This is a genomic window from Neoaquamicrobium sediminum (assembly GCF_040970315.1).
Lineage (GTDB): Bacteria > Pseudomonadota > Alphaproteobacteria > Rhizobiales > Rhizobiaceae > Aerobium > Aerobium sediminum.
Map to the genome: position 1 here is coordinate 248,918 of NZ_JAZHFV010000005.1, position 26,901 is coordinate 275,818.

The 26,901-nt window shown below is 63.9% G+C and carries 26 protein-coding genes; 15 read left to right on the forward strand and 11 right to left on the reverse strand.

Going from position 1 to position 26,901, the window contains the following annotated elements; all coding sequences use genetic code 11:
• The first annotated feature begins 40 nt into the window (after positions 1-40).
• Positions 41-991 carry a LysR family transcriptional regulator gene (locus V1479_RS16405; RefSeq protein ID WP_173194804.1) on the forward strand — a complete coding sequence of 317 codons (951 nt, stop codon included), beginning with the start codon at positions 41-43 and terminating at the stop codon, positions 989-991.
• On the opposite strand, the gene V1479_RS16410 is transcribed toward V1479_RS16405, so the two are convergent.
• The 4 genes from V1479_RS16410 to V1479_RS16425 all read right to left on the reverse strand — a co-directional run bounded on the left by V1479_RS16410 (position 992) and on the right by V1479_RS16425 (position 4,273).
• A complete protein-coding gene (locus V1479_RS16410) occupies positions 992-1,831 on the reverse strand; it encodes a metallophosphoesterase (RefSeq protein WP_368803859.1) in 840 nt (279 codons plus the stop codon).
• A 43-nt stretch (positions 1,832-1,874) separates the two neighbouring features.
• The gene (locus V1479_RS16415; RefSeq protein WP_368803860.1) at positions 1,875-2,486 is read right to left on the reverse strand and encodes a 2-dehydro-3-deoxy-6-phosphogalactonate aldolase; all 612 of its coding nucleotides are present in this window, start codon (positions 2,484-2,486) and stop codon (positions 1,875-1,877) included.
• Positions 2,483-3,412: a 2-dehydro-3-deoxygalactonokinase gene (locus tag V1479_RS16420; protein WP_368803861.1), complete on the reverse strand. Its 930-nt coding sequence runs from the start codon at positions 3,410-3,412 to the stop codon at positions 2,483-2,485. The genes V1479_RS16415 and V1479_RS16420 overlap by 4 nt, the downstream gene beginning before the upstream one ends.
• Positions 3,413-3,517: 105 nt before the next feature.
• Positions 3,518-4,273, reverse strand: a complete 756-nt coding sequence (locus V1479_RS16425) for a GntR family transcriptional regulator (RefSeq protein WP_368803862.1) — start codon at positions 4,271-4,273, stop codon at positions 3,518-3,520.
• Between the two features lie 71 nt (positions 4,274-4,344).
• Here V1479_RS16425 and V1479_RS16430 point away from each other — a divergent pair, with 71 nt between their 5' ends.
• The 8 genes from V1479_RS16430 to V1479_RS16465 all read left to right on the forward strand — a co-directional run bounded on the left by V1479_RS16430 (position 4,345) and on the right by V1479_RS16465 (position 13,145).
• On the forward strand, positions 4,345-5,607 hold the full coding sequence (locus V1479_RS16430; RefSeq protein WP_438620607.1) for an aminotransferase class III-fold pyridoxal phosphate-dependent enzyme: 1,263 nt from the start codon (positions 4,345-4,347) through the stop codon (positions 5,605-5,607).
• Positions 5,608-5,654: 47 nt separating this feature from the next.
• Entirely contained in the window at positions 5,655-6,536 is an 882-nt protein-coding gene (locus tag V1479_RS16435; RefSeq protein ID WP_368803865.1) for a transketolase, read from the forward strand.
• Complete coding sequence (locus V1479_RS16440; RefSeq protein WP_368803867.1) at positions 6,533-7,567, forward strand: transketolase family protein; 1,035 nt, start codon at positions 6,533-6,535, stop codon at positions 7,565-7,567. The genes V1479_RS16435 and V1479_RS16440 overlap by 4 nt, the downstream gene beginning before the upstream one ends.
• 74 nt (positions 7,568-7,641) lie before the next feature.
• A complete protein-coding gene (locus V1479_RS16445) occupies positions 7,642-9,222 on the forward strand; it encodes an ABC transporter substrate-binding protein (RefSeq protein WP_368803869.1) in 1,581 nt (526 codons plus the stop codon).
• A gap of 27 nt (positions 9,223-9,249) precedes the next feature.
• Positions 9,250-10,278, forward strand: coding sequence for an ABC transporter permease (locus V1479_RS16450; RefSeq protein WP_368803870.1), 1,029 nt, complete (start codon positions 9,250-9,252; stop codon positions 10,276-10,278).
• Positions 10,275-11,123, forward strand: a complete 849-nt coding sequence (locus tag V1479_RS16455; RefSeq protein WP_368803871.1) for an ABC transporter permease — start codon at positions 10,275-10,277, stop codon at positions 11,121-11,123. The genes V1479_RS16450 and V1479_RS16455 overlap by 4 nt, the downstream gene beginning before the upstream one ends.
• A complete protein-coding gene (locus V1479_RS16460) occupies positions 11,120-12,130 on the forward strand; it encodes an ABC transporter ATP-binding protein (protein ID WP_368803872.1) in 1,011 nt (336 codons plus the stop codon). Before V1479_RS16455 ends, V1479_RS16460 begins: the two co-directional genes overlap by 4 nt.
• Positions 12,123-13,145, forward strand: a complete 1,023-nt coding sequence (locus V1479_RS16465; RefSeq protein ID WP_368803873.1) for an ABC transporter ATP-binding protein — start codon at positions 12,123-12,125, stop codon at positions 13,143-13,145. The genes V1479_RS16460 and V1479_RS16465 overlap by 8 nt, the downstream gene beginning before the upstream one ends.
• 6 nt (positions 13,146-13,151) lie before the next feature.
• Here V1479_RS16465 and V1479_RS16470 read toward each other — a convergent pair whose 3' ends face one another.
• Complete coding sequence (locus V1479_RS16470) at positions 13,152-13,871, reverse strand: TetR/AcrR family transcriptional regulator (protein WP_368803875.1); 720 nt, start codon at positions 13,869-13,871, stop codon at positions 13,152-13,154.
• A gap of 27 nt (positions 13,872-13,898) precedes the next feature.
• Positions 13,899-15,149 (reverse strand): four-carbon acid sugar kinase family protein, encoded by a 1,251-nt coding sequence (locus tag V1479_RS16475; protein WP_368803876.1) that lies wholly within the window; start codon positions 15,147-15,149, stop codon positions 13,899-13,901.
• A 139-nt stretch (positions 15,150-15,288) separates the two neighbouring features.
• On the opposite strand from V1479_RS16475, the gene V1479_RS16480 reads away from it, so the two are divergent.
• Together V1479_RS16480 and V1479_RS16485 are read left to right on the forward strand one after the other, a co-directional pair.
• The gene (locus tag V1479_RS16480) at positions 15,289-15,942 is read left to right on the forward strand and encodes a class II aldolase/adducin family protein (RefSeq protein WP_368803877.1); all 654 of its coding nucleotides are present in this window, start codon (positions 15,289-15,291) and stop codon (positions 15,940-15,942) included.
• A 10-nt stretch (positions 15,943-15,952) separates the two neighbouring features.
• Complete coding sequence (locus V1479_RS16485; protein ID WP_368803878.1) at positions 15,953-16,759, forward strand: shikimate dehydrogenase family protein; 807 nt, start codon at positions 15,953-15,955, stop codon at positions 16,757-16,759.
• Positions 16,760-16,823: 64 nt separating this feature from the next.
• Here the strand turns inward: V1479_RS16485 and V1479_RS16490 are convergent, their stop codons facing one another.
• Genes V1479_RS16490 through V1479_RS16505 form a run of 4 tightly spaced genes read right to left on the reverse strand, consistent with a single transcriptional unit; the run spans position 16,824 to position 20,668 of the window.
• Entirely contained in the window at positions 16,824-17,867 is a 1,044-nt protein-coding gene (locus tag V1479_RS16490; protein WP_368803953.1) for an extracellular solute-binding protein, read from the reverse strand.
• A gap of 46 nt (positions 17,868-17,913) precedes the next feature.
• On the reverse strand, positions 17,914-18,708 hold the full coding sequence (locus tag V1479_RS16495) for an ABC transporter permease (protein ID WP_368803879.1): 795 nt from the start codon (positions 18,706-18,708) through the stop codon (positions 17,914-17,916).
• Positions 18,705-19,535, reverse strand: coding sequence for an ABC transporter permease (locus V1479_RS16500; protein WP_376769225.1), 831 nt, complete (start codon positions 19,533-19,535; stop codon positions 18,705-18,707). Before V1479_RS16500 ends, V1479_RS16495 begins: the two co-directional genes overlap by 4 nt.
• A gap of 38 nt (positions 19,536-19,573) precedes the next feature.
• Positions 19,574-20,668, reverse strand: a complete 1,095-nt coding sequence (locus V1479_RS16505; protein ID WP_368803882.1) for an ABC transporter ATP-binding protein — start codon at positions 20,666-20,668, stop codon at positions 19,574-19,576.
• A gap of 425 nt (positions 20,669-21,093) precedes the next feature.
• Here V1479_RS16505 and V1479_RS16510 point away from each other — a divergent pair, with 425 nt between their 5' ends.
• On the forward strand, positions 21,094-21,789 hold the full coding sequence (locus tag V1479_RS16510) for a GntR family transcriptional regulator (RefSeq protein ID WP_368803883.1): 696 nt from the start codon (positions 21,094-21,096) through the stop codon (positions 21,787-21,789).
• A gap of 16 nt (positions 21,790-21,805) precedes the next feature.
• Entirely contained in the window at positions 21,806-23,470 is a 1,665-nt protein-coding gene (locus V1479_RS16515) for a N,N-dimethylformamidase beta subunit family domain-containing protein (RefSeq protein ID WP_368803884.1), read from the forward strand.
• 19 nt (positions 23,471-23,489) lie between these two features.
• Here V1479_RS16515 and V1479_RS16520 read toward each other — a convergent pair whose 3' ends face one another.
• Positions 23,490-24,134 (reverse strand): TetR/AcrR family transcriptional regulator, encoded by a 645-nt coding sequence (locus tag V1479_RS16520; RefSeq protein WP_368803886.1) that lies wholly within the window; start codon positions 24,132-24,134, stop codon positions 23,490-23,492.
• A 93-nt stretch (positions 24,135-24,227) separates the two neighbouring features.
• On the opposite strand from V1479_RS16520, the gene V1479_RS16525 reads away from it, so the two are divergent.
• Together V1479_RS16525 and V1479_RS16530 are read left to right on the forward strand one after the other, a co-directional pair.
• Positions 24,228-25,031, forward strand: coding sequence for an enoyl-CoA hydratase/isomerase family protein (locus V1479_RS16525; RefSeq protein ID WP_368803887.1), 804 nt, complete (start codon positions 24,228-24,230; stop codon positions 25,029-25,031).
• A gap of 19 nt (positions 25,032-25,050) precedes the next feature.
• Positions 25,051-26,868 carry an acyclic terpene utilization AtuA family protein gene (locus tag V1479_RS16530; RefSeq protein WP_368803888.1) on the forward strand — a complete coding sequence of 606 codons (1,818 nt, stop codon included), beginning with the start codon at positions 25,051-25,053 and terminating at the stop codon, positions 26,866-26,868.
• Positions 26,869-26,901 lie beyond the last annotated feature (33 nt).

Genomic DNA, 26,901 nt, shown 5'->3' on the forward strand with positions numbered 1-26,901 from the left:
AAGGATGCGTGCTTGAGACGGACTCTTATCGGAGGTGGCGTTGGACCTGAGACAGTTGCGCTATTTCGTGGCGATCGTGGAACAAGGGTCGTTCTCGCGAGCGGCGCAGGTTCTGAACATCGCGCAGCCGGCCCTCAGTGCCCATGTCCGCAACATGGAGGCGGACCTTGGCATGCAATTGCTCTTGCGGAGCGCACAGGGCGTGATGCCGACGGAGGCGGGGACGACCTTGCTGCGCAATGCACGGCTGGTGATCGAGCAAGTCGCCACGGCGGAGGCAGAGGTGCGCGGGCACGCCGCCGAGCCGCGGGGCGAGGTGCATATCGGCATTCCAGGCACGATCAGCCAGAAGCTGGCGGTGCCGCTTATCCTGGCCGTTCGGCAACGATACCCCGGAATCAAGCTGCGGATCGCAGAGGCGATGAGCGGCTTCGTACTGGACTGGCTGCGCGCCGGCCATGTGGACCTCGCGATCCTGTACATTCCCGCGGTCGACCGGAGGCTTGCGTCGGAATGTCTGTGCGTGGAGGAGCTTTGCCTTCTTGGTCCGGCCGGCTCCAGATCAGGTCCGGCGCGGCCGCATGGATCGTCGATCGACTTCGGAAACGCGATCGAGCTGCCGTTGATACTGCCCGGCCGCGCGCATGGACTGCGTGAGATGCTGGAGCGCCTCGCATTGTCGCGCAACGCTTCACTCAACAGCGAAATCGATGTCGATTCCTATGCGGCCATCAAGCTCCTCGTCGAGCGCGGGGTCGGCTTTTCGATTCTGCCGCTGCATGCCGTTGCAGCCGAACTGGAAGCGAAACGCCTTCGTCGCTGGTCAATCGTCAACCCGGTCGTGCAGCGGGAGGTTCATCTGGCACGTCCCGGCGACAAGCCGGCGCCACATGCGGTGCAAGCGGTTGAGGCACTGTGTCGTGAGGTGGTGTTCTCGCTGGTTGCCGAAGGTGCCTGGGAGGGCACGGTTCAGGTCGTGCCTGCCACGTAGTCAGCGGTGACCGCCCGCGCGGTCCATGGCATCCAGCATCGCCAGATCGTGGATCGCCAGTTCGGCCCGGCTGCGCGCGAGAGGGACGAAGGTTGCTGCAAGTCCGCTCGGTCTCAGGGTGCAGATCGTGAAACCGGCGCCATCAACAACACGCAGGCCGGCAATGTAGGTCGTGTCGACAGCGTTATGGAGGCCGGTGCCGATGACGACTGGAACGCCATGCCAGTGTATCACGCTGTCATGATGCACGTGGCCTGACAGTATTGCGGCGACCCGACCGCCGCCCACGATTTCCGCAAGCCGGGCACTGCTTACGGCATCGAGGCTGTGCCAGCCGGCGTCGCCGTCTTGGAGATGTGGCGGATGGTGGCACACGACTACCTTCGGGATGTCCGGTTCGCGCTTCAGCGCGGCTTCAAGAAACGCGAACTGTTCGTCGCCCAGCGCTCCCGAAATGCGGCCGGGAATGCTGGAATCGAGTACAATCACATGCACGCCGGCGATGACCGTGTCGTGGAAGTAGGGCGCATCCGGGTCACCCGGTTGTGCGAGCATGACGGACCGGAAGCCCGGCCGCGTATCGTGATTGCCGAGCGCCATGACCATCGGTAGCGACAGGGGTTCCAGCAATTTGCCCAGCTTGCGATAGGCATCAGGCTCGCCATGGTTGGTGAGGTCGCCGGCGATGACGATGAACGCCGGCTTCTTCGCAAATTTGTCGACACAGGCAACAACCTCTTCAAGCGTCCGGCTCGTGTCGGTCAACAAGCCTGCTTCCGCCAAAGGCCGGTGCGAGACGTGAAGATCGGACAGCAGCAGGAAGTCCACACGATCGGTCATATCAATCCTTTCGTCGGAACGGTTGAAAGCCGCGTTTGCACGCTCAGGTCGGATCAGCCGACGATTGCCATGCCGCTACGCTGCGCGCAGCCTCGTCGGCGATGCGGTCCAACGAGAAGCCGGGCTTGAACAGCGAGGAGCCGAGGCCGAAGCCGGTGGCTCCCGCTCGCCGCCAGGCTGCGAAGTCGTCTGGGCCAATGCCTCCGACGGGGTACATTTCGGCGCCTGCAGGCAGCACCGCACGCAAGGCGGAAAGCCCCTCGGGCCGCATGACATTGGCCGGAAAAATCTTCAAAGCGGTCGCTCCGGATCTCAGGGCCGAGAAGCATTCGCTCGCCGTGAACACGCCGGGAAAGGAGCCAAGGCCCAGTGCGCGGGTGCGCTCTATGATTGCTGGCTCGCAGTTGGGCGAGACCACGAAGCTGGCCCCTGCATCGGCGACGGACTGTACCTCGTCGAGCGTCAGCACGGTTCCCGCCCCGATTTCCGCGACTGCGGAGAAGGCTTTCGACATGGTGTTGATCGAACGCAGCGCATCGGGCGAATTGAGTGGCACCTCAATGCGCGTGATGCCGGCGCCGATCAGCACCTCGGCAACGTCGCGGGCTTCTTCGGGCAGGATGCCCCGCAGGATAGCGATCAGCGGCAAGGTCAATTCGTCTTCTCCACAATCATGAGGTCATGAGCCATTTGCAGGCCTGCGCGCGCCAGACCATCGCCGTCCAGCCGCTGCGCATCGCCGCCGTTGAGCCGGATAGCGCGTTCATAAAGGCTGGATAGCGTGTGCGAACCGACGATGGCCGGCCTGGCGGTGCGAACTTCGTCGCCGAGCGCGGCAATCTCAAGTCCGATCAGCAGCCCGGACAGGCGGGCGCGAGCGACATCCGGTGCGATTCCGTCGAGCAGCGATGCGGCGCGGATCGAAAACAGGGCGGCTGAAAGTGCCGCTGGGTCTGCGGCTGCCTGTAGCACGGCCGCGTCGAAAGCTTCATCGTCGAACGCCGAGGCGTCGCCCAACGCGTGACGCAGGACCGATTGCCTTGCGATTATGTCGAACAGTTCGCCCGTCATGAATGTGCGAAAGCGTTCGATCTCTCCGCCGCGGATGAATGCCCACTTGTTGTGCGTTCCTGGCAGGCAGGCCAGGCCCTCGAAATCCGGGTCCATGGCGAGAAGGCCGGCGATCTGAGTTTCTTCGCCACGCATCACATCTGCCGGGTTCGCCTGGCTCAGTCCGTGGATGATCGTGACGGTGATGCGGCTGTCCTTGCAGGTCGCGGGGATCATCGCGTCGCGCACCAAGGGCGCGCAGGGCACGGCGACGTATGGTGCCTCCTGCCATCCCTGGCGGGCGCCGACCATGCCGCAGGCAATGACGGGCAACGGTGTCATTCTGCTCGCGGCGAGCCATTTTTCAATGACATTCAGCAGCGCCGGCTCGAACCCGTCGCGCGTGAGGCTCGCCATACCGATCGAGGCGGCGGCAGTGGCCACGACTTCGCTGCCCCGCATGGCCCAGGCTCGCAGGTTGGTGGTGCCCCAATCGACGCCGATCCAGTCGATATATGCGGCTTCATTCATGATGCTTTATCCCCTCCACCGCATGTCGTGCGTCCACGCGCGGTAGCGGATGACGCAATGCCAGAGAGCGGTACGGGTTTCAATCGACCTGTTTGCCCATCGGCCTCAGGGTTGTTTTTCGGGCTCGATGCTTTCGAGGTATTTCAGGAAGCTGCGGCCACCTTCGATCAGGTCGTCGCGGAATGCATCGGCCAGTGCGTCCGCATCCCGGTTCCGCAACGCGGCAATCACATTCAGATGCTGGTGTGGTCCGTCGTAGCTCGGGTGGCCGAACGGGTAGAGGAAGTTGAGCAGCGGTCCGATCTGGACCCACAGCCGTTCGAGAATGTCTATGAGCTGAGGCATTTCCGATCTGCGATAGACAGAGAAGTGGAACTCGTAGTTGGCCAGCAGCGCGGTTGGATAGTCCTTCTCCAGTTCGGCTCGGATCAAGGTCTCATGAATCTGTTCGAGTTCGGCGATGAAGGCATCGTCCACGTTCGGCAGGGCCTTTAATGCCGCGTGGGGCTCGAGAAGCAGCCTGATCTCGCGGAGTTCCAGGTATTCGCGCAAGGTCAGCCGGCGCACGCGAATGTAGTAACCCGGCTTCATTTCCAGCGCGCCGTCGCGCACTAGCTGAAGCAGCGCCTCGCGCACCGGCGTCTCGCTTGTTCCAAGGCTCTGCGCCATGTCCCGTATCTTCAACCGGTCACCTGGCTGGAGGCGCGCGGCCATGAGCTGATACTTCAATTGGGCGTATATCTGAGCGGAGAGGCTCTTCGACTGAATGTCCGGTGGGCCTTGCATGTAATCGTCAAACTCCAGCGCGGAACGCCCGCATTCCATCGTACCTACCATTGGGGGTTTTGGCAGGTCCAGCATCTTGGTCGAGTCATCACGGCGAACGCTTGTCATAATGAGATACATGATATATCAAGTTAATGAGCAATGCGATGCGGGCAGGAAACATGGATCAGCAATCTATCGATGCGGCACTCAGGGCGCGCGCGGCCAAGGTCATCCCCGGCGGGATGTGGGGGCACCAGAATGCCACCCGTGTGCCGGTCGGCTATCCGCAATACTTTTCGCGCAGCGAAGGCTGCCGCATCTGGGACGCGGATGGCCGCAGCTATATCGACTACATGTGCGCCTGGGGGCCGATGATCCTCGGCTATGGCGATCCCGATGTCGAGGAAGCCGCGGCGCGCCAGCGGGCGCAGGGCGACGGGCTCAATGGGCCGACACCGCGGCTGGTCGAACTCGCCGAACTCATGGTCGATACGGTCGCGCATGCCGACTGGGCGATGTTCTCGAAGAACGGCACGGACGCCACAACGGCCTGCGTGACGATTGCCCGGGCCGGAACCGGACGGCGCAAGGTGTTGGTGGCGCGCGGCGCCTATCACGGGGCGATTCCATGGTGCACGCCCTCGGTTGCAGGCGTCACCGAAGAGGATCGCGCCCATCTGGTCTATTACGACTATAACGACGCGGCCAGCTTGGAGGAGGCGGCGGGATCGGTAAAAGGCGATCTCGCGGCCATCATCGTATCCGCCTTCAAGCACGACCTCGGCAAGGACCACGTGCTGCCCGAGCGCGCATTCGCGCATGCCGCGCGCAGGGTCGCGGACGAGGCCGACGCCGCGCTGATCGTGGATGACGTGCGCGCGGGTTTCCGGCTCGACATGGGCGGTAGCTGGGAGCTGGTCGGCGTGAAGCCCGATCTCTCGGCATGGAGCAAGGCTATCGCCAATGGCCGCGCGCTTGCCGCGGTTACCGGCAATGATCGCTTCCGCGAAGGCGCGAGGTCGATTTTCACGACTGGCTCATTCTGGACAGCGGGCGTTTCGATGGCGGCCTCGATCGCCACGATCACCAAACTGCGGAACACGGATGCGGTTGGCCTGATGAGCGCGTCGGGCGAGCGCCTTCGTGCGGGGCTGCAGGCACAGGCACGGAAATACGGCCTGGCGCTGCGGCAGAGCGGGCCGGCGCAGATGCCGGTTTTCCTGTTCGAGGGCGACGAGGATCGCAGTCTCGGCAGCCGGTTCTGCGTCGAAGCGCTCAATCGCGGCGTCTACTTCCATCCGACGCACACGATGTTCCTGTCGGCGGCCCACACCAGCGAGATCATCGATGAGACGCTGGAGATCACCGAGGAGGCATTCAAGGCCGTTGCGCACGTTCACGAGGAGTTGGCAGCGAAAGCTGGTTGACCGGACTTGCGTTAGATATATCATGTATCTTATGGAGGTGTATTGCCGTGAACGCCCAGTCGCACCATGCCGACCGCCGGAATTTCTCGGTGGCCCATCTTGCGGATCGAGCCAAATTCATCCGGCTTGAAACGCTTCGCCTGACGCGTATCGCCGGGGCGGGGCACTATTCCAGCACGTTCTCGGCGGCCGAGCTTTTCTCCGCGCTGTATTACGCGCATCTGCGTATCGATCCGACCAACCCGAAATGGGAGGATCGCGACCGCTTCGTGCTGAGCAAGGGGCATGCAGCCATCGGTCTCTATCCGGTGCTGGCCGATCTCGGCTTTTATCCGCCCTCCAAGCTCGATGATTTCACCCGGCTGGGCAGTGCGTTCGGCGATCATCCGGACATGAAGAAGATTCCCGGCATCGACTTTTCGTCCGGTTCGCTGGGGCACGGCCTTTCGGTTGCGCTGGGAATGGCGCTCGCGGGCAGGGTCGCGGGCCGCGACTACCGCACCTATTGCATGCTTGGCGATGGTGAGCTCAACGAGGGGCAGATCTGGGAAGCGGCGATGGCCGCGGGCCATTTCAAGCTACAGGGGCTCGTCGGCATCGTCGACCGCAACCAGCTTTCGATCGACGGGCCGACGGAAAAGGTCATGTCCGTCGAGCCGTTGGATGACCGTTTCCGCTCGTTCGGCTGGGAGGTCACGCGCATCGACGGGCACGACCTGCCGACGATCCTCGAAACGCTCGGCGCGCTGAAGCCGGCGGGGGAGGGCAAGCCGCAGATGATCATCGCCGATACGATCAAAGGACGCGGTGTGAAATACATGGAGCTGTCGCTCGACTGGCACGTCGGCAACCTCGTCGGCGCCGACTACGACGATGCCTGGTCGGAGATCGAGGCCGGGCTCCAGCCTCTCGAAACGGAGAAGGCATGATGGGCGCGGCAGGACAGGACCAGAGCACACTCTTTCGCGGCGACGACAACGAGCTTCGGTTGAAGGACGAAAAGTCCGTGCGCGGCACGCCGGCAAAGTCGATGCCGGCATTCATTCTTGGCGACGAACTGGCGGACCTGGCAGAGACCGACCCGCGTATCGTCGTCGCCACCGCCGATCTCGCCAACTCGAGCCGCACGCGCGACTTCGCCAACCGCCATCCGCATCGCTTCATCGATTTCGGCATTGCGGAGCGCAACATGATCACCGCCGCAGCCGGCATGGCCTCCTGCGGGCTCGTGCCCTATGTCGCGACATTTGCATCGTTCGCGGCAATCCTGGGCGCCGAGGCGATCAAGACGGATTGTGCCTATCCGCGCATGCCGGTGCGGATCATCGGACACCATTCGGGCATCTCGATGGGGTTCTACGGTACCAGCCACCACTCCACCGAAGACCTCGGCATGATGCGCAGCGTGGCCGACCTGACAGTGGTCTGCGCGGCTGATGCCAACCAGTTGCGCGCGATATTGCGCGCGTCGGTGGATCATCCGGGCGCGATGTATATCCGCCTCGGCCGTGGCCGCGACGCAGAGGTCTATCAGGACGTGCCCGCGGATTTCGCTTTCGGCAAGGCTACGAAGCTGCGCGAGGGCAGCGACCTGACGATCGTCACGACCGGTTCTCAGGTCCATGCTTCGCTCGCAGCGGCCGACCGCCTGGCCGCAGACGGTGTCAGCGTACGGGTCATCGATATGCATACGATCAAGCCGCTCGATGAAGAGGCCATTCGGGCAGCGGCGCGCGACACACGCGCGATCCTGACGGTGGAAGAGCACAATATCATCGGAGGGCTCGGTTCGGCCGTCGCAGAGGTGCTGGTCGACGAAGAGCGGATTCCCTTCCGCAGGCACGGGATACTCGACGAGTTCTCGCTGATCGGGCCGCCGGCCGCGCTCTATGCGCATTACAGGCTCGATGCCGACGGTGTGACGGCGGTCGCAAGGGAGCTTTTGCAGAAGATCAACTAGGCACTGGCGGGTCCCGAAGAAGAAAAAAGACAGGTCAGCGGGACCCTAACGACCAAAAACAATGGGAGACTGTCATGAGAACCGGAATACGCACACTTCTGCTTGCAGGTGCCGGCGCCGCCGCCATCCTGTCCGGGCCGGCTGCCGCGCAGGACCAGCCGCTCGTCATCGCGCGCAATCTCGAGATCAACTCGCTCGACCCGCACCGGGCCTTCTGTGACACGTGTCAGATATATCTGAGCTCCACATATCAGGGGCTCGTGAAGCTGGCCGCCGACGATCGCTCGGTCGAGCCGCTTCTCGCGACGGAATGGACCTCCAATGAGGACCAGACGCAGTTCACCTTCAAGCTCGATCCGGAAGCGGTGTTTTCCGATGGCAGCCCGGTCGAGGCGAAGGACGTCAAATGGACCTTCGAGCGGCTCAAGAACCTGCAGGCCGATCCATCCTTCATGATGAACGGGGTGGCGTCCATCGAGACGCCGGATGAGAAGACCGTCATCGTCAACATGGAAAGCCCGAACTCGGAGTTCATCGGCATTCTGGCCGCGCCTTATGTCGGCATCATCAATAGCGACGTTGCATCCGAAAACGGCGCGACCGCGGGTGAAGACGCCTCTTCGGCGGACCAGGCGGAGACCTGGTTCCTGGCAAACTCGGCCGGCAGCGGCCCCTATGTGCTCGACACTTACCGGCCGGACGACGAATTGCGCTTTCGCGTGAACGAGAATTACTGGGGGGATGCGCCGCCGATCGGCGAGATCGTCATCGATCACGTCGCCGATGCCGTGTCCCAGGCACAGATGCTGCAGAGCGGCGGCGCCGACATTGCCATGCAGGTCGATCCGGATACCGCTTCAACGATCAATTCGCCCGACATCACGATCGAGACCGTGCCGTCCTACAACTTCATCTATGTGATGTTCTCGCCGGGTGCCGAGGGCGGCGACATGCTCGATCTGGAGGTGCGGCAGGCGCTCGCCTACGCGATCGACTACCAGGGCGCGATCGACTTCACCGTCGGCGGCGAGGGCGAGCTGCAGGCTTCGCCGATCCCCAACGGCTTCCCGGGGACCGAAGGCCTGCCGATGCCGGAGGAAAACCTCGACAAGGCGCGCGAAATCCTCGCCTCGAAGGGGCTTGAGGACGGCTTTACGCTCGACATTACGGTCGCTTCCCTCAACGTCTACGGTGTCGATCTGACTTTGCTGATGCAGAAGATCCAGCAGGATCTCGCGCGCATCAATGTGAAGATCAACATCCAGCCGGTAGCTTCGGCCGTATGGCGTGAGCAGATCGCCAATCCGGGCATTCCGTTCAGTGCCAGATTCTACGCCCCTGACTATTACGGTTCGGCCCAGTATGTGCAGTTCTTCGGCATGCTGCCCGACACCTACTGGGAGCGGAACGCCAGCGGACAGGGCAAGGTCGATCTCGTCAACAAGAGTGAGGTAGACCTTTTCCAGCAGGCGCTCGCTGCCTCCGGAGACGAGATGAACCGGCTCTATAGCGAGATCGCGCTGGAGATGATCAAGGACCGCATCATCGTGCCGGTGGTAAGCCCCAACCTCATTCTGGCTTACCGCAGCGAGATCGAAGGCGTACGCTACAGCGCGTGCTGCAACCTGCCGCTGGCAGAGATCGGCCGCAAGTAAACGCACGGCCTGCAAAGGGGCATCGGGATGACGACATATATCGTCAGGCGTCTCATCGCGATGCCCCTGCTTCTGCTGGGGGTGATAACGGTCGCCTTCCTGCTCACCTACTTCACCGCCGCCGATCCCCTGACATCGATCATCGGCGAACGGCAGATGAACAATCCTGCGGTGGTCGAGGCCGCGCGGGAGCGGTGGGGCCTCGATCGCTCGCTGCCCGAGCGCTACCTCATCTACCTCGGCAACCTCGTGACCGGCGACATGGGCACCTCCTTCCGCACCCGCCAGCCGGTTGCGCAGGACCTGATGGTGCGCCTGCCCGCGACGCTGGAACTGGTGATCGCAGCGATGTTTCTCGGCACGATATTCGGTGTCGTGCTGGGCGTTCTGGCGGCGCGCTTCCGCGACGGGCCGATCGACAATATCGCCAGGCTCTTCGCCCTCGTCGGCGCGTCGGCGCCGGTCTTCTGGTCCGGTCTGCTCGTCCTTTTCATCTTCTCGGTCCAGCTCGGCTGGCTGCCGGGGCCGGGACGTATCGACACGCGAGCCGTCGCTCCGCCTTTCGTCACCGGCTTCTACACCGTCGACGCGCTGCTGGCCGGCGACTGGGCCGGATTCCGCAGCGTGCTCCTGCACCTCGTGCTGCCTGCCAGCGTGCTCGGCTGGACCGTGACCGGTATCGTGTCGCGGATGGTGCGCGCCTCGATGCTCGACGTTCTCAGCCAGGAATACATCCTTGCGGCGCGCGCCAAGGGGGCTGGCCCGCTTCGGGTGCTGATCCATCATGCGCTGCGCAACGCCATGCTGCCGACGCTGACGATCCTCGGCTTCTCCTTCGCCTATCTGATCACCGGCGCGATCCTGACCGAAACGATCTTCTCCTGGCCGGGCATCGGTTCCTATGCGGTGGCCGCCGCGCGGGGCCTCGACCATCCGGCGATCGTCGGTGTGACCATCGTCGGCGGGGCCGCCTTCCTCATTTCCAACCTTTTGACCGACATTGCCTATGCACTGGTGGATCCGCGGGTGAAACTCTCGCAGCAGGAGAGTTCATGAGCGCCGCCGTGACGCGCAACGCAGGGCGGCGGGCGATCCTGCCGCACTGGGCGACGCTTCCGGTCGTCTTCGGCGGGATCATCGTCTTGTTGTGGGTCGTCGTGGGCATAACCATCCCGCTATGGACGCCCTACGATCCGACCATGCTTGCGGGTGGGCGCTTCCAGCCGCCAAACGCCTCGCACTGGCTGGGGACCGACGCGCTGGGACGCGACGTGCTGACGCGCACGCTCTACGGTGTGCGCCATTCCTTGCCGATCGCCGCGCTGGTGATCTTCTGCGCCGTGCTGATCGGCGGAACGCTTGGGGCGATCGCCGGGTTCGTGGGCGGCCTCGTCGACAGCATCATCATGCGGCTGGTCGACGTGACGCTATCGTTCCCGCCGATCCTGCTTGCCATGGCGGTGACGGCCGCACTGGGGCCTGGCCTCGGCAACGCCGCGATCGCCATGGTCATCGTCTGGTGGCCGATTTACGCAAGGTTGATGCGCGCGCAGGTGCTGTCGGTTCGAGAGCGCGAGCATGTCGAGGCCGCGATAGCGGCCGGGGCCACCAGGCCGCGCGTACTGACAAAACACATCCTGCCGCTTTGCTGGAGCCCGATCATCGTCAACGCGACCATGGATTTCGGCCAGGTGGTGCTGCTGGCCGCCAGCCTGTCGTTCATCGGCCTCGGGGCGGTGCCGCCGACGCCGGAATGGGGCCAGATGATCTCGGACGGCGCGCTGCATTTCTACCGTTGGTGGATCGCGGCCGGGCCGGGCATTGCCATCCTTTCCATCGTGCTGGGCTTCAACTTCCTTGGCGACGGGTTGCGCGATTTTCTCGACCCGAGGTCGAAATGACCGCGCCGCTTCTTGAGATACGCGATCTCAGCGTTGCCTTCGCGGGTCGCCACGGCGAAGCGCTGGAGGCGGTCAGCGGCGTCGACCTTACGGTCAACGCGGGCGAGCTGCACGGCGTCGTCGGCGAATCCGGCTCGGGCAAAAGCGTAACCATGCTGGCCGTGATGGGCCTGCTGTCGCCGGGCGCGCGGCTTTCTGGCTCCATCAGGCTCGACGGGCGGGAACTTGTCGGGCTGAGTGATCGCCAGATGCGCAGGATACGCGGCGCCCGCATCGGCTACATCTTTCAGGATCCGATGACGGCGCTGAACCCGTTGCTGACGGTCGGCGACCAGATCGCCGAGGCGATCCGCATCCACAAGCCGCAGGTCGGGCGGACACAGGCGCGCGAGCAGGCTGTCGAGCTGCTGCGGCTGGTCGCAATCCCGATACCCGAACGGAGAGCCACCCAATACCCCCACGAGTTCTCCGGCGGCATGCGCCAGCGCGCCGTGATTGCGATGGCGATGGCCAACGAACCAGACCTGCTGATCGCCGACGAGCCGACCACTGCGCTGGACGTCACCATCCAGGCGCAGATCATGGAACTGCTGGAACGGCTGCGGCGCGACAAGGGCGTGGGCATCGTTCTGGTCACGCATGATCTCGGCGTGGTGGCGGGCGCCGCGCGCAGCCTGTCGATCATGTATTCGGGGCGGGTGGTGGAGCGTGGCTCGGTGGATGACGTGTTTGCAGCGCCGCACCATCCTTACACCGCAGGGCTGCTTGCAAGCCTGCCGCAAGCCGGCACGCGGGTGGACAGGCTCACCGCCATTCCCGGTTCGCCGCCGCCGATCAGCGCGCGGCCAACCGGATGCTCCTTTCATCCGCGGTGCGCCCATGCGGTGGAACAGTGTCGCACCGAGCGTCCGGCCTTGCGGGAGGTGGGGGCGGTGACGGTCGCCTGCCACCGTGCGGAAGAGCTGGTTTCGACCGCGCTCATGCAGTTGAGCGGCGCCGATGCTTGATCCCGTCGCACACGGCCATGACGGGCTGACGGACGCTGAGCGCGCGCCGCTGCTGTCCGTTCGCAATCTGGTCAAGGAATTTCCCGTTCGAGGCGGGCTGTTCAGCCGTCCGACGGGCGCAGTGCGCGCCGTCTCGGATGTCAGCTTCGACATCATGCGCGGCGAGACGCTGGGTCTTGTCGGCGAGTCCGGTTGTGGAAAGTCAACGCTGGCGCGCTGCGTTTCGCGGCTGCTGAAACCCACTTCAGGCGAAATCCAGTTCGGTGGCGTCGATCTGGCCACACTCGATCAGCGGGATATGCGGCCGCTGCGGGCGCGCATCCAGTTCGTCTTTCAGGACCCGCATGCATCGCTTCATCCGCGCATGACCACGCGCGACATCATTGCCGAGCCGCTGCGCCTTGTCGGCATGTCGGCCGCGCAGAAACGTACGCGCGTGGACGAACTGCTCAGCCTGGTGAAGCTCGACCCCGGACACGCGGACCGCTATCCGCACGAGTTTTCCGGCGGGCAGCGGCAGCGCATCGGCATCGCGCGCGCGCTCGCGCTGAAACCCGAGCTCATCATCCTCGACGAACCTGTGTCAGCGCTCGACGTGTCCATCCAGGCCGGCGTGCTCAATCTGCTCAAGGACCTTCAGGACCAGTTCGGGCTCTCCTACCTGTTCATCGCCCACGACCTGTCGGTCGTGCATCATCTGTGCGACCGGGTGGCGGTGATGTATCTCGGCAAGGTGATGGAGATCGGCCACCGCGACGCTCTCTACGACGCGCCGAGCCACCCCTATACGCGCGCACTTTTGTCGGCCGTGCCGCTGGCGGACCCGCAGAAGGAACGCGCCCGCGCGCGCCAGGTGCTGGAGGGGGATGTTCCAAGCCCGGCTTCGCCGCCGTCAGGTTGCCGCTTCCGCATGCGCTGCCCGCGTGCGCAATCACTCTGCGCCGAGCGCGAGCCCGCGCTCACCCCCAAGGCTGGCGGCACCAGTGCCGCGTGCCACTTTCCGCTGACCGGCTGACGCGCTTCAACGCGCGAAGGGGTTTGCCGCCATGTGCTCGATGGGGATGAATATACGCTCCAGCGCCTTCTGCGTCAGCGGCTTGCGCGGCAGGAATTCCGGCAGGAAACGGCGCAGATAATCGATGGCGCCGGCAGTCGCTTCCTGGCGATAGTGTTCCGTGACGTGGCCATGCCGGCCGTAGGAAAGCGCCCAGATGCCGTCCATGCTGGCGCCGGCGACCTCGAGCCTTTCGACGAAATCGGGAATGAAGGGTATGTGGAAATAGGCTTCGAAGAAGCGTTCGCGGCTGCGGGCGATGCGGGCGTTGCCGGACAGATCGGCGTTGCGGACGGCCACGCTGACGCCGGCACCAAGGAACAGCCGCAAGGCTGCCGGCCTGCCGTTCTGGAACGCGGCAGCGCGGGCATGGATCATGTGCAGCAGCTCCTGCCACGTCTGGGGTTCGGGGTCGGTGAGCGGCGTTATGGAAGTCTGGTAGATCTCCTCGTTGAAACGCAGGGCCAGCGCGACGAAGGCGGCGTTGCGATTCGGGAAGAAGTGATAGACGGAGGCGAGCGGCACCTCGGCGGCGTCGGCGATTTGCGCCAGCGAAATGTCCTCGTCGCTGCTGTCGGCCAGCAGCCTCTCGGTTGCGTCCAGCAAAATGTTGTAGCGCTCGACGCCACGCTTGCGCATCGGGCGAGACGGCGAGAAGTCCGGGCGGGGCGCTTGGGCGTCTGTCAAACCGGCGGGCTCCATTTTTCTTGCGGGCTATGCATGCATCGCGTCAACGGCACGCAGAAGTACGTCGTCGGCGCCGAGTTTACCCGGTTTGAGGAAGAGCGACAGGTGCAGCGGCGTTTCCACGATGCAGAACCCGGTTCCCAGTTCCGATTCCGGCAGCGCGCGCACCCGGCGCACGCCCAGTGCCTCGACCACCGATCCGGAGGTCTCTCCGCCTGCAACCACCAGCCGGCGCACGCCCCTATCCACCACACCCCTGGCAATGCCTGCCAGCAAACGCTCGGCCTTGCGCGCGGCCTGCAGCGTGCCATGAGCTTTCTGCGCCCGCTCCACGGCTTCTGTTTCGTCGGCGGTGGTGACGGCGAAGGGAGCATCTCCCATGTGTGTGCCTGCCCAGCGTAGCGCTTCGTCGATGATGGCTTCTTCAGGCCGTTCGTCGAGAAGGTCGAGGGTGAGGACCGGATACCGCGCCGCGAAAGCCCCAAGTTGAGCCATTGCAACCGGGCCGACACTGCCGACCAGCACGGCCGCCGGCCCATCGGCATGGGCGGGGACAGGGGTAGCTCCGGCAGCGGACTTTTCCGCGACGGCTTGCGCGACCGCTATGATGTGGGCATCGCTGCCGACCGTGGTTCGCATCGGCGCGGCGAGCCGCGCGCTCAGCCGCGCGTCGGAATCATCCGAGCAGTCGACCATGATGTAATCCACGCCGTCGCCCGAAAGCGCCCCGATTGCAGCTTGGGCAGCATCGTAACCTGCGTGCAGCACGGCATGCGGCAGCAGGCCGACCTTCGCGCTGGTCTGCCGTGAAAGCACGCGCACGAGGTCAGGGTCCGTCATCGGTGTCAGCGGATCGAAGCGCTTGATGGATTCGGAGACGAGCCGGTTGCGGTAGAACAGATAGCCCTGGTGGACGGTCGAGCCGAAGCGCGGGAAGCCGGCGCTGAGCAGCAATGGCGACTGGCCATAGCGCCGGGCAAGCAGGTCGGCAACCGGGCCGATATTGCCGTCGTCCGTGGAATCGAAGCTGGCGCACACCTTGTAAGCGACCTTGTCGCATCCGGCTGCGTCAAGGCGTCCGGCAATATCGTCAACCTCCGCAACGGCTTCCGCCGCGGGGATGAGGCGCGTTCGGGTAGCGACGACGACGACTCCCGCCGGCTCGATGGCGTTCAACTCACTTTTGTCGAAGAGCACCGGGCAGGCGATGCCGGCACCTTCTATGTAGCCGGCAATCATCAGTCCGCCGGTGAAATCATCCGCCACAATGCCGAGCATCGCCGACAGCCTCCAAAATGATAGTCAATTCGAATTTCTACCAGCAAGGAGCGAAATGTTATAGCGCTGATTTGCCCGATCAAGATTGTCGGCGAACGATAATTCGAATATCTTATGATATATCATCCAGGAGAAGCTCATGCAGCCCGACGAAAAAAGCGCGCGCGAAGCCATTGTGGAGGCGGTCCGTTTTCTGGAGGACAAGGGCCTCAACCACGGCAGCGCCGGCAATGTCAGCGTGCGGTTCGGCGACGGCGCGCTGATCACGCCGACGGGGGGGCGCAGCAACTGGCTGACGGCTGACGAGATCGTGCACATTTCGCTGGATGGTGTGGTGCGCGGGGCTGGCAAGCCCTCCAGCGAATGGCGGTTCCACACGGGGATTCTTCGTACCCGGCCGGAGGCGGAAGCGGTGGTGCATACCCACGCCGATTGCTGCGTGGCGCTGAGCTGCCTGCGCAAGCCCATCCCGCCATTCCACTACATGATCGCGAGCTTCGGCGGCAACGAGATCCCTTGCTCGCGCTACCAGCCTTTTGGTTCGCCGGGGCTGGCCGATGTCGCGCTTGAGGCGATCGATGGGCATCTGGCCTGTCTTCTGGCCAACCACGGCATGATCGCGATGGGCCGCAGCCTCCAGCATGCGCTCGACCTGACCGTGAAGCTGGAAACGCTGGCAAGGCAGTACATCCTTGCCTGCCAGATCGGGGAGCCGGTGCTTCTCGACGAGCAGGAACTCAGGGATGTACATTCCCGCTACGGAACCTATGGCGCGGCCGCCATGCCACGCTGAGACGAAGCCGATGAAGATCACCGGCAAAACCCGGATCATGTTCATCCTGGCCGATGCGGTTGACCACATCGTCGGGTCGGACGTGCTCAATCGTGCCTTTGCGGACATGAAGCTCGACGTGGCCGTGTCGCCACTGTCGATCAAGCCCGGCGATCTTGTCGGCATGCTGGACATGATCCGCCGGATCGACAACATCGTCGGCTTTGGCGTCACCATCCCCCACAAGATTGCCGCGTTGGAACTCGTTGACGAATTAACCGACGCGGCGCGCGATATCGGTGCGGTCAACTTCGTGCGCCGCAACGCCGACGGAAGACTGATCGGGCACAATATAGACGGTGAAGGCTTCCTGGCGGGGCTGGCCGAACATCAGGTTGAAGTCCGGGGCAAGTCCGTTCTGCAGGCTGGAGCCGGTGGCGTAGGTCGAGCGATAGCCTTCGCGCTCGCTGGAGCAGGGGCAGGGCCGATCCACCTCCTCAATCGAAACATGGAGCGTGCCAGGCAAGTTGCCGATGCGATCCGCGAGCGAAACCCGCAAGCCGATATTCACGTCCATGCCGACGAGGCCGACCTGCCGGACAAAGCCTTCGACCTCGTGGTCAATGCGACGTCTCTTGGCATGCACGAAGGGGACGCGATGCCCGTGTCGTCTAGCCTCCTCAGGTCTTCCAGCACGGTCGCGGAGGTCATCATGACTCCGGCGATCACGCCGATGCTGGCCGCTGCCGGAAGGATCGGCTGCCGCACGGTGCCGGGGCTGGCGATGATGCAGCCGCAGCCACTTCTGGTGGCGCGCTTCCTCGCATTGGCCGACTGAAGCAACTGCCCAAAAAAGAGACGGCCGGCATTACGCCGGCCGCCAGTCTGGGAGGGATGCGGCCTTACTGCGTCAGCCACGCCGTCCAGCGCTCGCGCAGCATGTCGCGGTTCGCGCCGATCCATTCGAAATCGGGCTTCACGAGAACCTCGTAGTTTGCCGGGTACGTGGCGAACAGTTTCTGTTCGTCTTCCGGCAACTGGGCGAGGCCCGCCGTCGACGACGTTGCATAGCCGACATTGCGGATGAATTCCGGATGGCCTTCGGAGTTGCCGTAGAAGAAGTCGATGAAGGCCAGTGCGCCCTCTGGATTGGGTGAATCCTTCAGGATCGCGAAATAGCCGGTATCGCGCAGCGCGCCATCCCAAGCCATCGCGAAGGGAGCGCCATCCTTGATCGTCGCCAGCGAGCGTCCGGAATAGGACATCGTCATGACGACTTCATTGTCGCGCATGATCTGCTGCACCTGATTGCCGGTTTTCCACCAGACGGCGATGTGCGGGCGGATTTCGTCCAGCTTCGCATAGGCGCGGTCGAGGTCGAGCGGAAAGAGCTCTTCCTTGGCGACACCGTCGGCCAGCAGCGCCACGGCAGGCACCCACCAGTCGCGATCGCCGGTGTCTGGAAGGCCGCGCGGTCCGGGGAAGCGCTCCACGTCCCAGAAATCCGCCCAGTTCTTCGGCGCTTCGTCGGCGAACACTTCGGCATTGTAGGTCAGAACCATGCCGCCGGTCGTGCGGGCAACGCCCTTGGCCTCGCAGGCGCCTTCGAGTGCAAATTCGACAACTTTCGACATGTCCGCGCAGGGGATGTCGAGCAGGATGTCGGCCTTGTCGACAAGATCGGGACCGGTGGCGGTGACGATGTCGAATTCGATGTTGCCGCTGCGCACCATGCCTTCGGCGCGTGCCCACTGGTCCGGCACCTCGATGTCGAACGGGATGACCTCGGTGCCGGTCGCCTCTTGGAAGGGAAGGTACATATGCTCTTCCAGCATGTTGCGCATGAGCCCGCCCGTGGTGGCGATGACGACCTCGTCGGCCATCGTCGGTGCTGCTGCCCCGAGCAGCAGCGTCGCACCAAGCATCGCCTTGATATGGTTCCTCATTTTCATTTCAGCCTCCTTTGCTGAGTTCCCCTGTATGCTTCAGGATTCATCCGCCAGCGCCGCGCCGGTCGGCCATGCGCTTGAGCATGCCGGCGCCGATCAGCACGGCGATGGAGAGAAGTGTCAGAAGGACCGCGATCGCGGGGATCACCGGCGTCAGGTTCTGTTCGATGTCGTCGAACATCATGCGCGGCAGTGTCTTGTCGCGGATGCCGGCGAGAAAGAACGCGATCACCGGCTCGTCGAACGAGATGATGAAGGCGAAGAGGCCGCCCGAGACCACGTTGGGCAGGATCATCGGCAAGGTGATGAGACGAAACGCAGTGAAGCGCGAGGCGCCGCAGCTCATGGCGGCATCCTCAAGCGCAGGGTCAATGCTCGACAGGGCGGCCGCCACCGTGAATACGGTGAACGGCATGGCGATCAGCGAGTGCGCCATGACGTAGCCAAGCGTGGTGCCGGATAGTCCAGTGTTCTGGAAGAACAGGTAGAGTGCGACGGCTAGCGCTATATGGGGCACGACGATTGGGCCGATCAGCAGGGTCTGGAAGAGCGTTCCCATGCGGCCGGCACCACGAACCAGCGCATAGGTCGCCATCGTGCCGATCACCGCCGTGGCGATCGCGGTCAAGGTCGCGATCCTGATGCTGAACCAAGTCGCCTCCATCCAGCGGCGGTCGTGGAAATAGTCCTCGAACCAGCGCAGCGTGAAGCCTTCCGGCGGGAAGGCGAGATAGTTGGATTCGCTGACCGACATCGGCAGGATGATGACGATGGGCAGCAGTATGAAGATCAGGACCGCATAGACATACGCGTTCAAGATGAGGGAGCGGGCGTTCATACGCGGCCTCCCAGCATCCGTTCGAAGCGGAAGACCTTGCTGAAAGCGAGGGTGATGACGGTGACGATCAGCGTCAGCACGCCGACGAGCGCGGCGGCGAAAGGCCAGTCGAGATTTTCGCGCATCTGCTGCGAGATCAGCGTGGCGATCATCATCTCCTGCGGGGAGCCGAGCAGCGCCGGCGTGATGAAGTAGCCAAGCGCGGTAAGGAAGACGAGTATGAAGCCGCCGATGATGCCCGGCATGGCGAGCGGCAGCGTCACCTCCCAGAAGGTGCGCAGCGGCCCCGCGCCGCAGATCGCTGCCGCGCGTGAATAGTCGGCAGGGATGTTCCTGAGCGCGCCGTAGATCGGCAGCACCATGAACGGCATGAGCACATGGGTCATGGCGACCACCACCGCGCCCTGCGTGTAGAGCAGCCGAACGGGTTCGTCGGTGATGCCGATGAACTGGAGCGTCTGATTGATGATGCCGTTACGCTGCAGCAGGATCGCCCATGCGGCAGTCCGCACCAGCACAGAGGACCAGAACGGCAGCAGGATGCAGGCTGTCAGAAAGATCGCCTTCGGGCCGCGCGAGTTTGCCATGAGCACGGCAACGGGAAGCGACAGTGCAAGAGACAGCAGGCTTACCAGCAGCGCGATCTGCAAGGTGCGGAAAAGCACGCGGGCATAGACGGGATTTTCGGCTACGCGCTGGTAATGCTCGAGCGTCGGCTGCGGCTCAAGGACTGAGATCGAAAGCAGGTTCGCCAGCGGGTAGAGAAATGCGAAGATGACCAGCGCGAAGAACGGCGCCATCAGCATCAGCACCGTGGCGCGCGACATGTTGCGGCCGTCCGCCTCGAGGAAGCCGGGCGCCGCCATCAGGCACTCTCCTGCGGATACAGCAGCATTGCCTCGGGCGGGCAGGTCAGGCCGATGGCATCGCCGGGGCTGACCGGTTCCTGACCGGCGCTCGGTATGCGAAGGCGCACTTCCGTGCCGTCGGCCAGGCTCGTTATCAGCAGCGTGCCGGCGCCTGCGTAGACAACATCGCGGACCGTTGCCGCCCAGGTGCCTGCGGTGCCGGCGAGGGCGTAGGACAGACGCTCCGGCCTCACCGCGAGAACCGCGCGGCCGGGGGCGACCGGATCGATGGCCGCCTGATCGGGCAAGACGATTTCCTCGCCCTGCACGAGCCGCGCGCGTTTGCCGTCCCATTCGACAGGCAACATGTTCATCTCACCGATGAAGCCGGCGGCAAACAGGTTTGAGGGCCGCTCGTAGAGTTCACGCGCGGGCGAAACCTGTTGCAGCTTGCCGGCCTTGAGGATGGCGATCCTGTCGGCCATGGTCAGCGCCTCGCCCTGATCGTGGGTGACGAACACCACGGTCAGACCCAGTTCGGAATGCAGCCGCTTGATCTCGAGCTGCATTTCTTCACGCAGGTTCTTGTCGAGCGCGGACAGAGGCTCGTCCATCAACAGCACCCGCGGGCGATAGACGATCGCTCGGGCGAGCGCGACACGCTGCTGCTGGCCGCCCGAAAGCTCCTTGGGCATGCGATCGCCATAGCCTGCGAGGCGCACCGTCTCGAGCGCTGCCTCGGCCTGGCGCCGCCGCTCCGACCGGGAAATGCCCCGCATCTTCAGCGGAAAGGCGACATTGTCGGCAACGCTGAGATGCGGAAAGAGCGTGTAGTGCTGGAATACCATGCCGATATTCCGCTTGTTGGGCGGAAGGGTGGTGCAATCGACGCCGTCGATGATGATCTTCCCGGCTGTCGGCCTTTCGAAGCCGGCGATGCTCATCAGGACGGTCGATTTGCCGGAGCCGCTGGGCCCGAGCAGCGCAACGAACTCCCCCGCTTCAATCGTCAGCGAGACGTCATCCACCGCGCGCACGTTGCCGAACCGCTTCTCGAGGGCGCGAATATCGATGGAGGCGCCATTCGTCTGCGGCAAGGCTTCCTGGGCCATCGGCAAGCTCCGTATCATCGTGCGTGTCAATGGGAGCGGTTGGCCGCTCCATATGCAGACGGTACACGATATATCAGAAAGCTCAAGTAATTTGATTATCTTCCTATTATCGACAGGCAAGGTGGCAGATAGGTGTTATTAAACTGCGGAATCGAAAAATACGCGATGCTGATCCGAACGTCAGGCGAAATCAAACAAAATTGGCCAGATTCAGGCCTTTCCGGGTTTCTTGGTTGAAGGCGCTTCGCGCGAAGCTGGGGGCGTCCAACGCGAAGTTTATCGAATTACATATCATTATGAGTGCTGGCTGCCGCTTGACATGCGGGATTTTGCGGTGCCTGATATATCCGATAAACTGACCCGCTGCGTTCATGGCAGGTCGGTTGAAGCTAGTCGCGAGCCGATTTTCCAAGGAGGGTGCGGCCTTGCTTGCCGAGGAGGTCTATAGCCGGCTTCGTCTCTCGCTCATGCGAGCGGAACTCCTGCCGCATCAGCGCCTGAAGGTTCGCGATCTGGCCCGCAGCATGGGCACGTCGGAAACCCCGGTGCGCGAGGCGCTCGTGCAACTGGCGCGCGACGGCGCCGTCGAGATCAAGCCGCGCTTCTACATCCGGGTCCAGCGGCTTTCGCTCGCAGACTATGTCGACATTCGCGACATACGGCTCGAGCTGGAGCCGATGGCGGCGGAGCGGGCGATGTCACACATGCGCCCTGCCGACCTCGCGCGGCTCGAGGGACTGCACGACATGCTTGTCGAGGCCGAGGCGCGCCGCGACTGGCGTACCGCGCTCGAAGCGAACCGTGCATTCCATTTCACGATGTTCGAACATGCGCGCATGCCGACGCTGTTGCAGATGCTCGAGCGTCTGTGGATGCGTGTCGGGCCGATGCTCTCCGAACTCTATCCCGATGCGCGGCCTTTCTACCCGGATGTTCATCAGCATGTCGCGATCCTGCAGGCGCTGAAGAAGCGCGAGGCCTACGCGCTGCGCATGGCCGTCCGGCTCGATCTCATCGAGGGTGGGCGCAACCTGCTGCGCCGGCTCTCCGAGATGGAGGGCGGGCCCTTCTCTCAGGAAGCCGCCTCACGACCAAGTCCACCCACCCTTGCGCTGAACTAGGAGCCATCGACCAATCATGAGCAGACAGCCGTTCAAATTTCCCGAAATCGGACCGCATGCCGTGCGGCCATGGGCTGTACGCAAGGGCTACGCGGACGAGCATTTCCTGTCCGACTACCGTTTCCAGTTTCCGCGCGAGGATCCGGACCTGGCAGAGGTGTTCGTCTACACTGGCCGGATGTCGTACGACCCCGGCGAAACGGTCGAGTTTCACGGGTCCACGACGGCGGACGAATGGTCGATCCAGATCTATCGCGACGGCTTCCGGCCGGAGATGGTGCACGAGGCCTTCGGACTGCCCGGCAGTTTTACCAAGACCTCCGAGACCGCCTATATGGACGGCTGCGACTGGCCGGTGCTTCACCGCTGGGAGATACCCCGCGACCAGCGTTCGGGCTTCTACCGCGTGGTCTCCACCTGCATGCGCAAGGACGGCGAGCGCTTCGTCCAGCATCATTTCGTCGTGGTGCGACCAACGGCACAAACCCGCAAGGGGAAAATCCTGTTCATGCTCGCGACGGGCACGTGGACGGCCTACAACGACTGGGGCGGCGCCAACCATTATTTCGGCACATGGGGGCCGAACAAGAACGAGGGGTCGCCGATCCTCTCGCTCCAGAGGCCGTGGACCCGAGGCATGATATGGCTGCCTAAGGGAGCGGCCCGCATCACCGTCGCGCCGCTTCCCGACATGAACGACGCGCCGCGTTTTCCATCCAAGGAATGGGGCTATTCCGGCGGCTGGGGGCAATATTACGCGGCTGCGGGGTGGGCGCAGTTCGACCGGCATTTTGCCGTTTGGGCCGAGCGCGAAGGCTACGATTTCGACATCATAACCCAGACCGACCTGCATTACCGTCCCGAGATCCTCGACGACTATTCCTGTCTCGTGACCGTCGGCCATGACGAGTACTGGTCTTGGGACATGCGCAAGGCAGTGGAGGATTTCGTCGAGCGCGGCGGCGGCTTTTCGCGCTTCGGCGGCAATTTCCTGTGGCAGATCAGGCTGGAGGACGACGGGCGCCAGCAGCATTGCTGGAAGTTCAAGGCGCCTGCCATGGATCCGGTGCGTGACGATCCTGAGCGCAAGCATCTGCTGACAGCCTCGTGGGAAAGCGGTGGCGTCAACTGGCCGGGCGCGTCCACGGTGGGCGTCAATGGCTGCCATGGCATGTATGGAAGCTGGGGCGGTTTCGCGCCGCGCGGGTCGCGCGGGTTTACCGTCTACCGACCGGAGCACTGGGCGTTCGCCGGCACAGACCTGCGCTATGCCGATGTCTTCGGCGCCGAGGCCGGCATATTCGGTTATGAGGTCGACGGGCTCGACTATACCTTCAAGCAGGGTCTTCCCTATCCGGTCGAAGCGCCCGGTGTGCCGGATGAGATCGATATCCTCGCCATGAGCCCCGCCGTACTCTTCGAATACGAGCATGAGGGCGAGGGCGTGCGCTACTACGTCCGGGACAGCGATCTGAACGGTCTTGCCGAACTCGCAGCCGACGAGACGCCAGTCGCGCGGCGCAAGTTCCAGTACGGATCGGGCATGGTCGTGGGCATGAAACGCGGCAAGGGCGAAGTGCTGACGGCGGGTAGCTGCGAATGGATCATGGGGCTGACCCGCAGCGACGCCTTCACCGAGCAGATCACCCGTAACGCGCTTGACCGCTTCACCGCCGATTGAGCACCTGTCGTCGGCGCGGTCAGACGAACCGCATGGCGATCATCCTGGCGAAGCTGCGCACGAGCGCGCTGCGTGCGTGGTGATCGGGCTCGAACTGGCTCTGGGTGTTTAGGCCGCGCAGGAAGACGCGGCACATCGTCCAGAGCTCGCGCTGTTCCTCCTCGGCAAGACCGTGGAGCATGTAGTTGGCGGCCAGCGAATCGTTGATCGCGCGGTTCCAGCGGACGAACGTCTCCGAGATGCGGCCCTTGAGTGCGACGTCCGTGCGGGTTGCGACGAGGATTTCAAGCAGGGCGCGGCCTTCGCGCGTGTCGACGAGCCTTTCCCACATCCAGACGATGTCCGCCTCGACGGCCGAAATCCGCTGCTCTGCGCTGTCGAACTGTCGCGGGCCTTTGCGTGGCGGCACTAGCGTCGGCTGCAACAGCCGCTCGGCGGTGACGACCATCAACTCTTCCTTGCTTGGGAAGTGATGAGTCAACGCGCCCCGCGAAATTCCGGCGCGCTCCTGAATGCGGTTGATGCTGGTTTCCGCGTAGCCATGCTCGTCGAGGCAGTCGATGACGGCGCGCACGATACGATCGCGGGCAACGATCGCCTGCTGTTCCTTGCGCGAGGCGATGGGTGGTTCCGGTCTGTCGGAGGCGGCGTCAGGCGTGGTCATCGGCAAATCTATAAACGCAACGCTGCCATCTAGACAAACAGAACGTTCGTTCTGTATCGTAATGGCAACCTGCATATCCTCGGGAGGAAACCGATGTCCGCGCTACCGCAAACCGAAACCCTTCTGCTGGAACAGGAAGACGGCTGGCTGACCGTATGGCTGAACCGGCCGGAAGCGCGCAATGCGCTGTCCAACGAGATGGCCGAAGAGCTGCATGCGGTGGCCCGCTCGCTCGCCGATAACCGCGATATTCGTGGCGTGACCTTTCGCGGCAAGGGCGGCACGTTTTGCGCCGGCGGCGACCTGAAAGGCTTTCGTGCCATCACCGAAGGCGGGCAGAGCCAGGCCGACGTCGCAGCGTTCAGCCGCCGTGCCGGCGAACTTTTCCATGCGATCAACGAACTGCCGCAGGTGACGGTGATGCTCGTCGAGGGGGCGGCGATGGCTGGCGGGCTCGGGCTGGTCTGCGCTGGCGATTTCGTTGCCGTCACCGCCGACGCGAAATTCGCGCTGACCGAAACGATGCTAGGCATCCCGCCGGCGCAGATCGCGCCGCTCATCGTCCAGCGGATCGGGCTCGCCAAGGCACGACGGATCATGCTGACGGCAGCGCGCTTCGACGGCAACGAGGCGCTTGCTCTGGGCATCGCCGATGCTGTGGTGTCGACCGGAGAAGATTTCGCCGCGCTCGAGGCGGGGCTGCGCAAGAGCGTGCGCCTGTGCGCGCCGGGGGCGAATGCAGCAACCAAGCAACTCGTTCTGGCGGCGCCGCACCTGACGCGCGACGAGATGCTGGACCGCGCGGCGGAGGGCTTCGCTTCGTGCCTGTTGGGTGAGGAGGGCCGCGAGGGTGTCGCGTCTTTCCTCGAAAAGCGCAAGCCGCGCTGGGCCGTCTGAACCGCGGGAGCGAGACAAAATGACTGAAGAAAAGATCGTACGTATCGGCGGGGCGGCGGCCGCGTGGGGCGACACCATCCTCGGCGCAAGGCAGCTCGTGGAGAAGGGCAATGTCGACTATCTGGTCGGCGACTACCTCGCCGAGGTCACCATGGCGCTGCTCGCCCGTGCCAAGGGCAAGGCACCCGATGGCGGCTACATTCCCGACTGGCTCGCGTCTGTGAAACCGCTCCTGCCGGAGATCAAGCGTCAGGGCATCAAGCTGATAACAAACAGCGGCGGCATGAACCCGCTTGCCTGCCGCGATGCCTTTCTGGCGGCAGCCGCTGAAGCGGGGCTCGAATTCGACGTTGCGGTCGTCACCGGGGACGACCTGACGCCCTTCGCACAGGACATCCAGGATGCGCAGCCGTCGGAGATGTTTTCCGGCGCGCCGCTGCCGAAGGCATTCGCTTCGATGAACGCCTATCTCGGCGCCGGTGCGATTGCGGAAGCGCTGGCAAAAGGCGCCGACGTGGTCATCACCGGCCGCGTGGTGGATTCGGCGATGGTGCTGGGGCCGCTGATCCACGAGTTCGGCTGGCAGGCCGATGATTACGACTACCTCTCGGCCGGCAGCCTTGCCGGCCACGTCATCGAGTGCGGCGCGCAGGCAACCGGCGGGCTGTTCACCGATTGGCAGGACGTCGCCGACGGCTGGAGCGACATGGGCTTTCCCATCGTCGAATGTGCGAAGGACGGCAGCTTCGTCGTGACCAAGGCCGCGGGTACCGGGGGCAAGGTGACGACCGGCACCGTGGCGGAGCAGATCGTCTACGAGATCGGCGACCCGCAATCCTATCATCTGCCCGACGTCGTCTGCGACTTCTCCGAGGTGACGCTCGAACAGGTGGCAGAAGATCGCGTGCGCGTGTCGAACGCGAAGGGCAGGGCGCCAGGGCCGGACTACAAGGTCTGCGGCACTTATGTCGACGGTTTCCGTGTCGTCACGACCTACATGGTCGCCGGCTGGCAGGCCGGCAGGAAAGGTCGCCGGACAGCGGAAGCCCTTGTGGAGCGGACCGGACGGCTGATGGCAGCCAAGGGGTTCGCTCCCTACCGGGAGGTCTCCATTGAGGTGATCGGCGCGGAAGACACTTACGGCGCGAATGCGCGCGCTTCCGAGGCGCGCGAAGTGATCGTCAAGATCGGCCTCAAGCACGAAGACATGAAGGCGCTGGAGATCTTCGCGCGTGAGTTCGCCCATCCGGGCGTCGCCATGGCGCAGGGGCTGACCGGGGTGCTTCATGGTCGCCCGAAGCCGACGCCGGTCCTGCGTGTCCATTCCTTCCTCTGGCCGAAAGACAAGGTGCCGGTGACGATCCACCGGGGCGAAGAAGCGACGCAGCTGCCTGCAATGCCAGGCCAGAGCGCCGATGCGCCCGCTGCACATCCCGCTCCCCAGTCGGAAGCCGCAAGCGGGCCGACCGCAACGGTTCCTCTGCGCGCCTTGGCCTGGGGTCGCAGCGGCGACAAGGGCAACCACGCCAATATCGGAGTGATCGCGCGCCGTCCGCAGTTCTTTTCGGTGATCGCGGAGCAGGTCACCGAGGAGCGCATGGCGCAGTTCTTCGCGCATTATCTGGAAGGTCCGGTGCACCGCTACGTGATGCCCGGGTTCCACGCGCTCAATTTCCTGCTGGAGAACGTGCTGGGCGGCGGCGGCACCGCCTCGCTGCGCTATGACCCGCAGGCCAAGACCTACGCGCAGATGTTCCTCGACCTGCCCGTCGAGGTGCCGTCGGCATGGCTGGAAAAGGGTGGCGTTCTCGCGGGCTGGAGCGATGCACTCGAATGACCGCTTGCACCCAGATAGTTCTATAGTACACTA

Bases quoted from the DNA above. Each gene is read 5' to 3' on its own strand.
- V1479_RS16460 (WP_368803872.1), top strand. From the start codon at position 11,120: ATGACCGCGCCGCTTCTTGAGATACGCGATCTCAGCGTTGCCTTCGCG.
- V1479_RS16480 (WP_368803877.1), top strand. From the start codon at position 15,289: ATGCAGCCCGACGAAAAAAGCGCGCGCGAAGCCATTGTGGAGGCGGTC.
- V1479_RS16520 (WP_368803886.1), bottom strand. From the start codon at position 24,134: ATGACCACGCCTGACGCCGCCTCCGACAGACCGGAACCACCCATCGCC.
- V1479_RS16445 (WP_368803869.1), top strand. From the start codon at position 7,642: ATGAGAACCGGAATACGCACACTTCTGCTTGCAGGTGCCGGCGCCGCC.
- V1479_RS16430 (WP_438620607.1), top strand. From the start codon at position 4,345: ATGCGGGCAGGAAACATGGATCAGCAATCTATCGATGCGGCACTCAGG.
- V1479_RS16500 (WP_376769225.1), bottom strand. From the start codon at position 19,535: ATGTCGCGCGCCACGGTGCTGATGCTGATGGCGCCGTTCTTCGCGCTG.
- V1479_RS16440 (WP_368803867.1), top strand. From the start codon at position 6,533: ATGATGGGCGCGGCAGGACAGGACCAGAGCACACTCTTTCGCGGCGAC.
- V1479_RS16530 (WP_368803888.1), top strand. From the start codon at position 25,051: ATGACTGAAGAAAAGATCGTACGTATCGGCGGGGCGGCGGCCGCGTGG.
- V1479_RS16490 (WP_368803953.1), bottom strand. From the start codon at position 17,867: ATGAGGAACCATATCAAGGCGATGCTTGGTGCGACGCTGCTGCTCGGG.
- V1479_RS16505 (WP_368803882.1), bottom strand. From the start codon at position 20,668: ATGGCCCAGGAAGCCTTGCCGCAGACGAATGGCGCCTCCATCGATATT.
- V1479_RS16525 (WP_368803887.1), top strand. From the start codon at position 24,228: ATGTCCGCGCTACCGCAAACCGAAACCCTTCTGCTGGAACAGGAAGAC.
- V1479_RS16450 (WP_368803870.1), top strand. From the start codon at position 9,250: ATGACGACATATATCGTCAGGCGTCTCATCGCGATGCCCCTGCTTCTG.
- V1479_RS16420 (WP_368803861.1), bottom strand. From the start codon at position 3,412: ATGAATGAAGCCGCATATATCGACTGGATCGGCGTCGATTGGGGCACC.
- V1479_RS16475 (WP_368803876.1), bottom strand. From the start codon at position 15,149: ATGCTCGGCATTGTGGCGGATGATTTCACCGGCGGACTGATGATTGCC.
- V1479_RS16455 (WP_368803871.1), top strand. From the start codon at position 10,275: ATGAGCGCCGCCGTGACGCGCAACGCAGGGCGGCGGGCGATCCTGCCG.
- V1479_RS16495 (WP_368803879.1), bottom strand. From the start codon at position 18,708: ATGAACGCCCGCTCCCTCATCTTGAACGCGTATGTCTATGCGGTCCTG.
- V1479_RS16515 (WP_368803884.1), top strand. From the start codon at position 21,806: ATGAGCAGACAGCCGTTCAAATTTCCCGAAATCGGACCGCATGCCGTG.
- V1479_RS16410 (WP_368803859.1), bottom strand. From the start codon at position 1,831: ATGACCGATCGTGTGGACTTCCTGCTGCTGTCCGATCTTCACGTCTCG.
- V1479_RS16465 (WP_368803873.1), top strand. From the start codon at position 12,123: ATGCTTGATCCCGTCGCACACGGCCATGACGGGCTGACGGACGCTGAG.
- V1479_RS16425 (WP_368803862.1), bottom strand. From the start codon at position 4,273: ATGCTGGACCTGCCAAAACCCCCAATGGTAGGTACGATGGAATGCGGG.
- V1479_RS16485 (WP_368803878.1), top strand. From the start codon at position 15,953: ATGAAGATCACCGGCAAAACCCGGATCATGTTCATCCTGGCCGATGCG.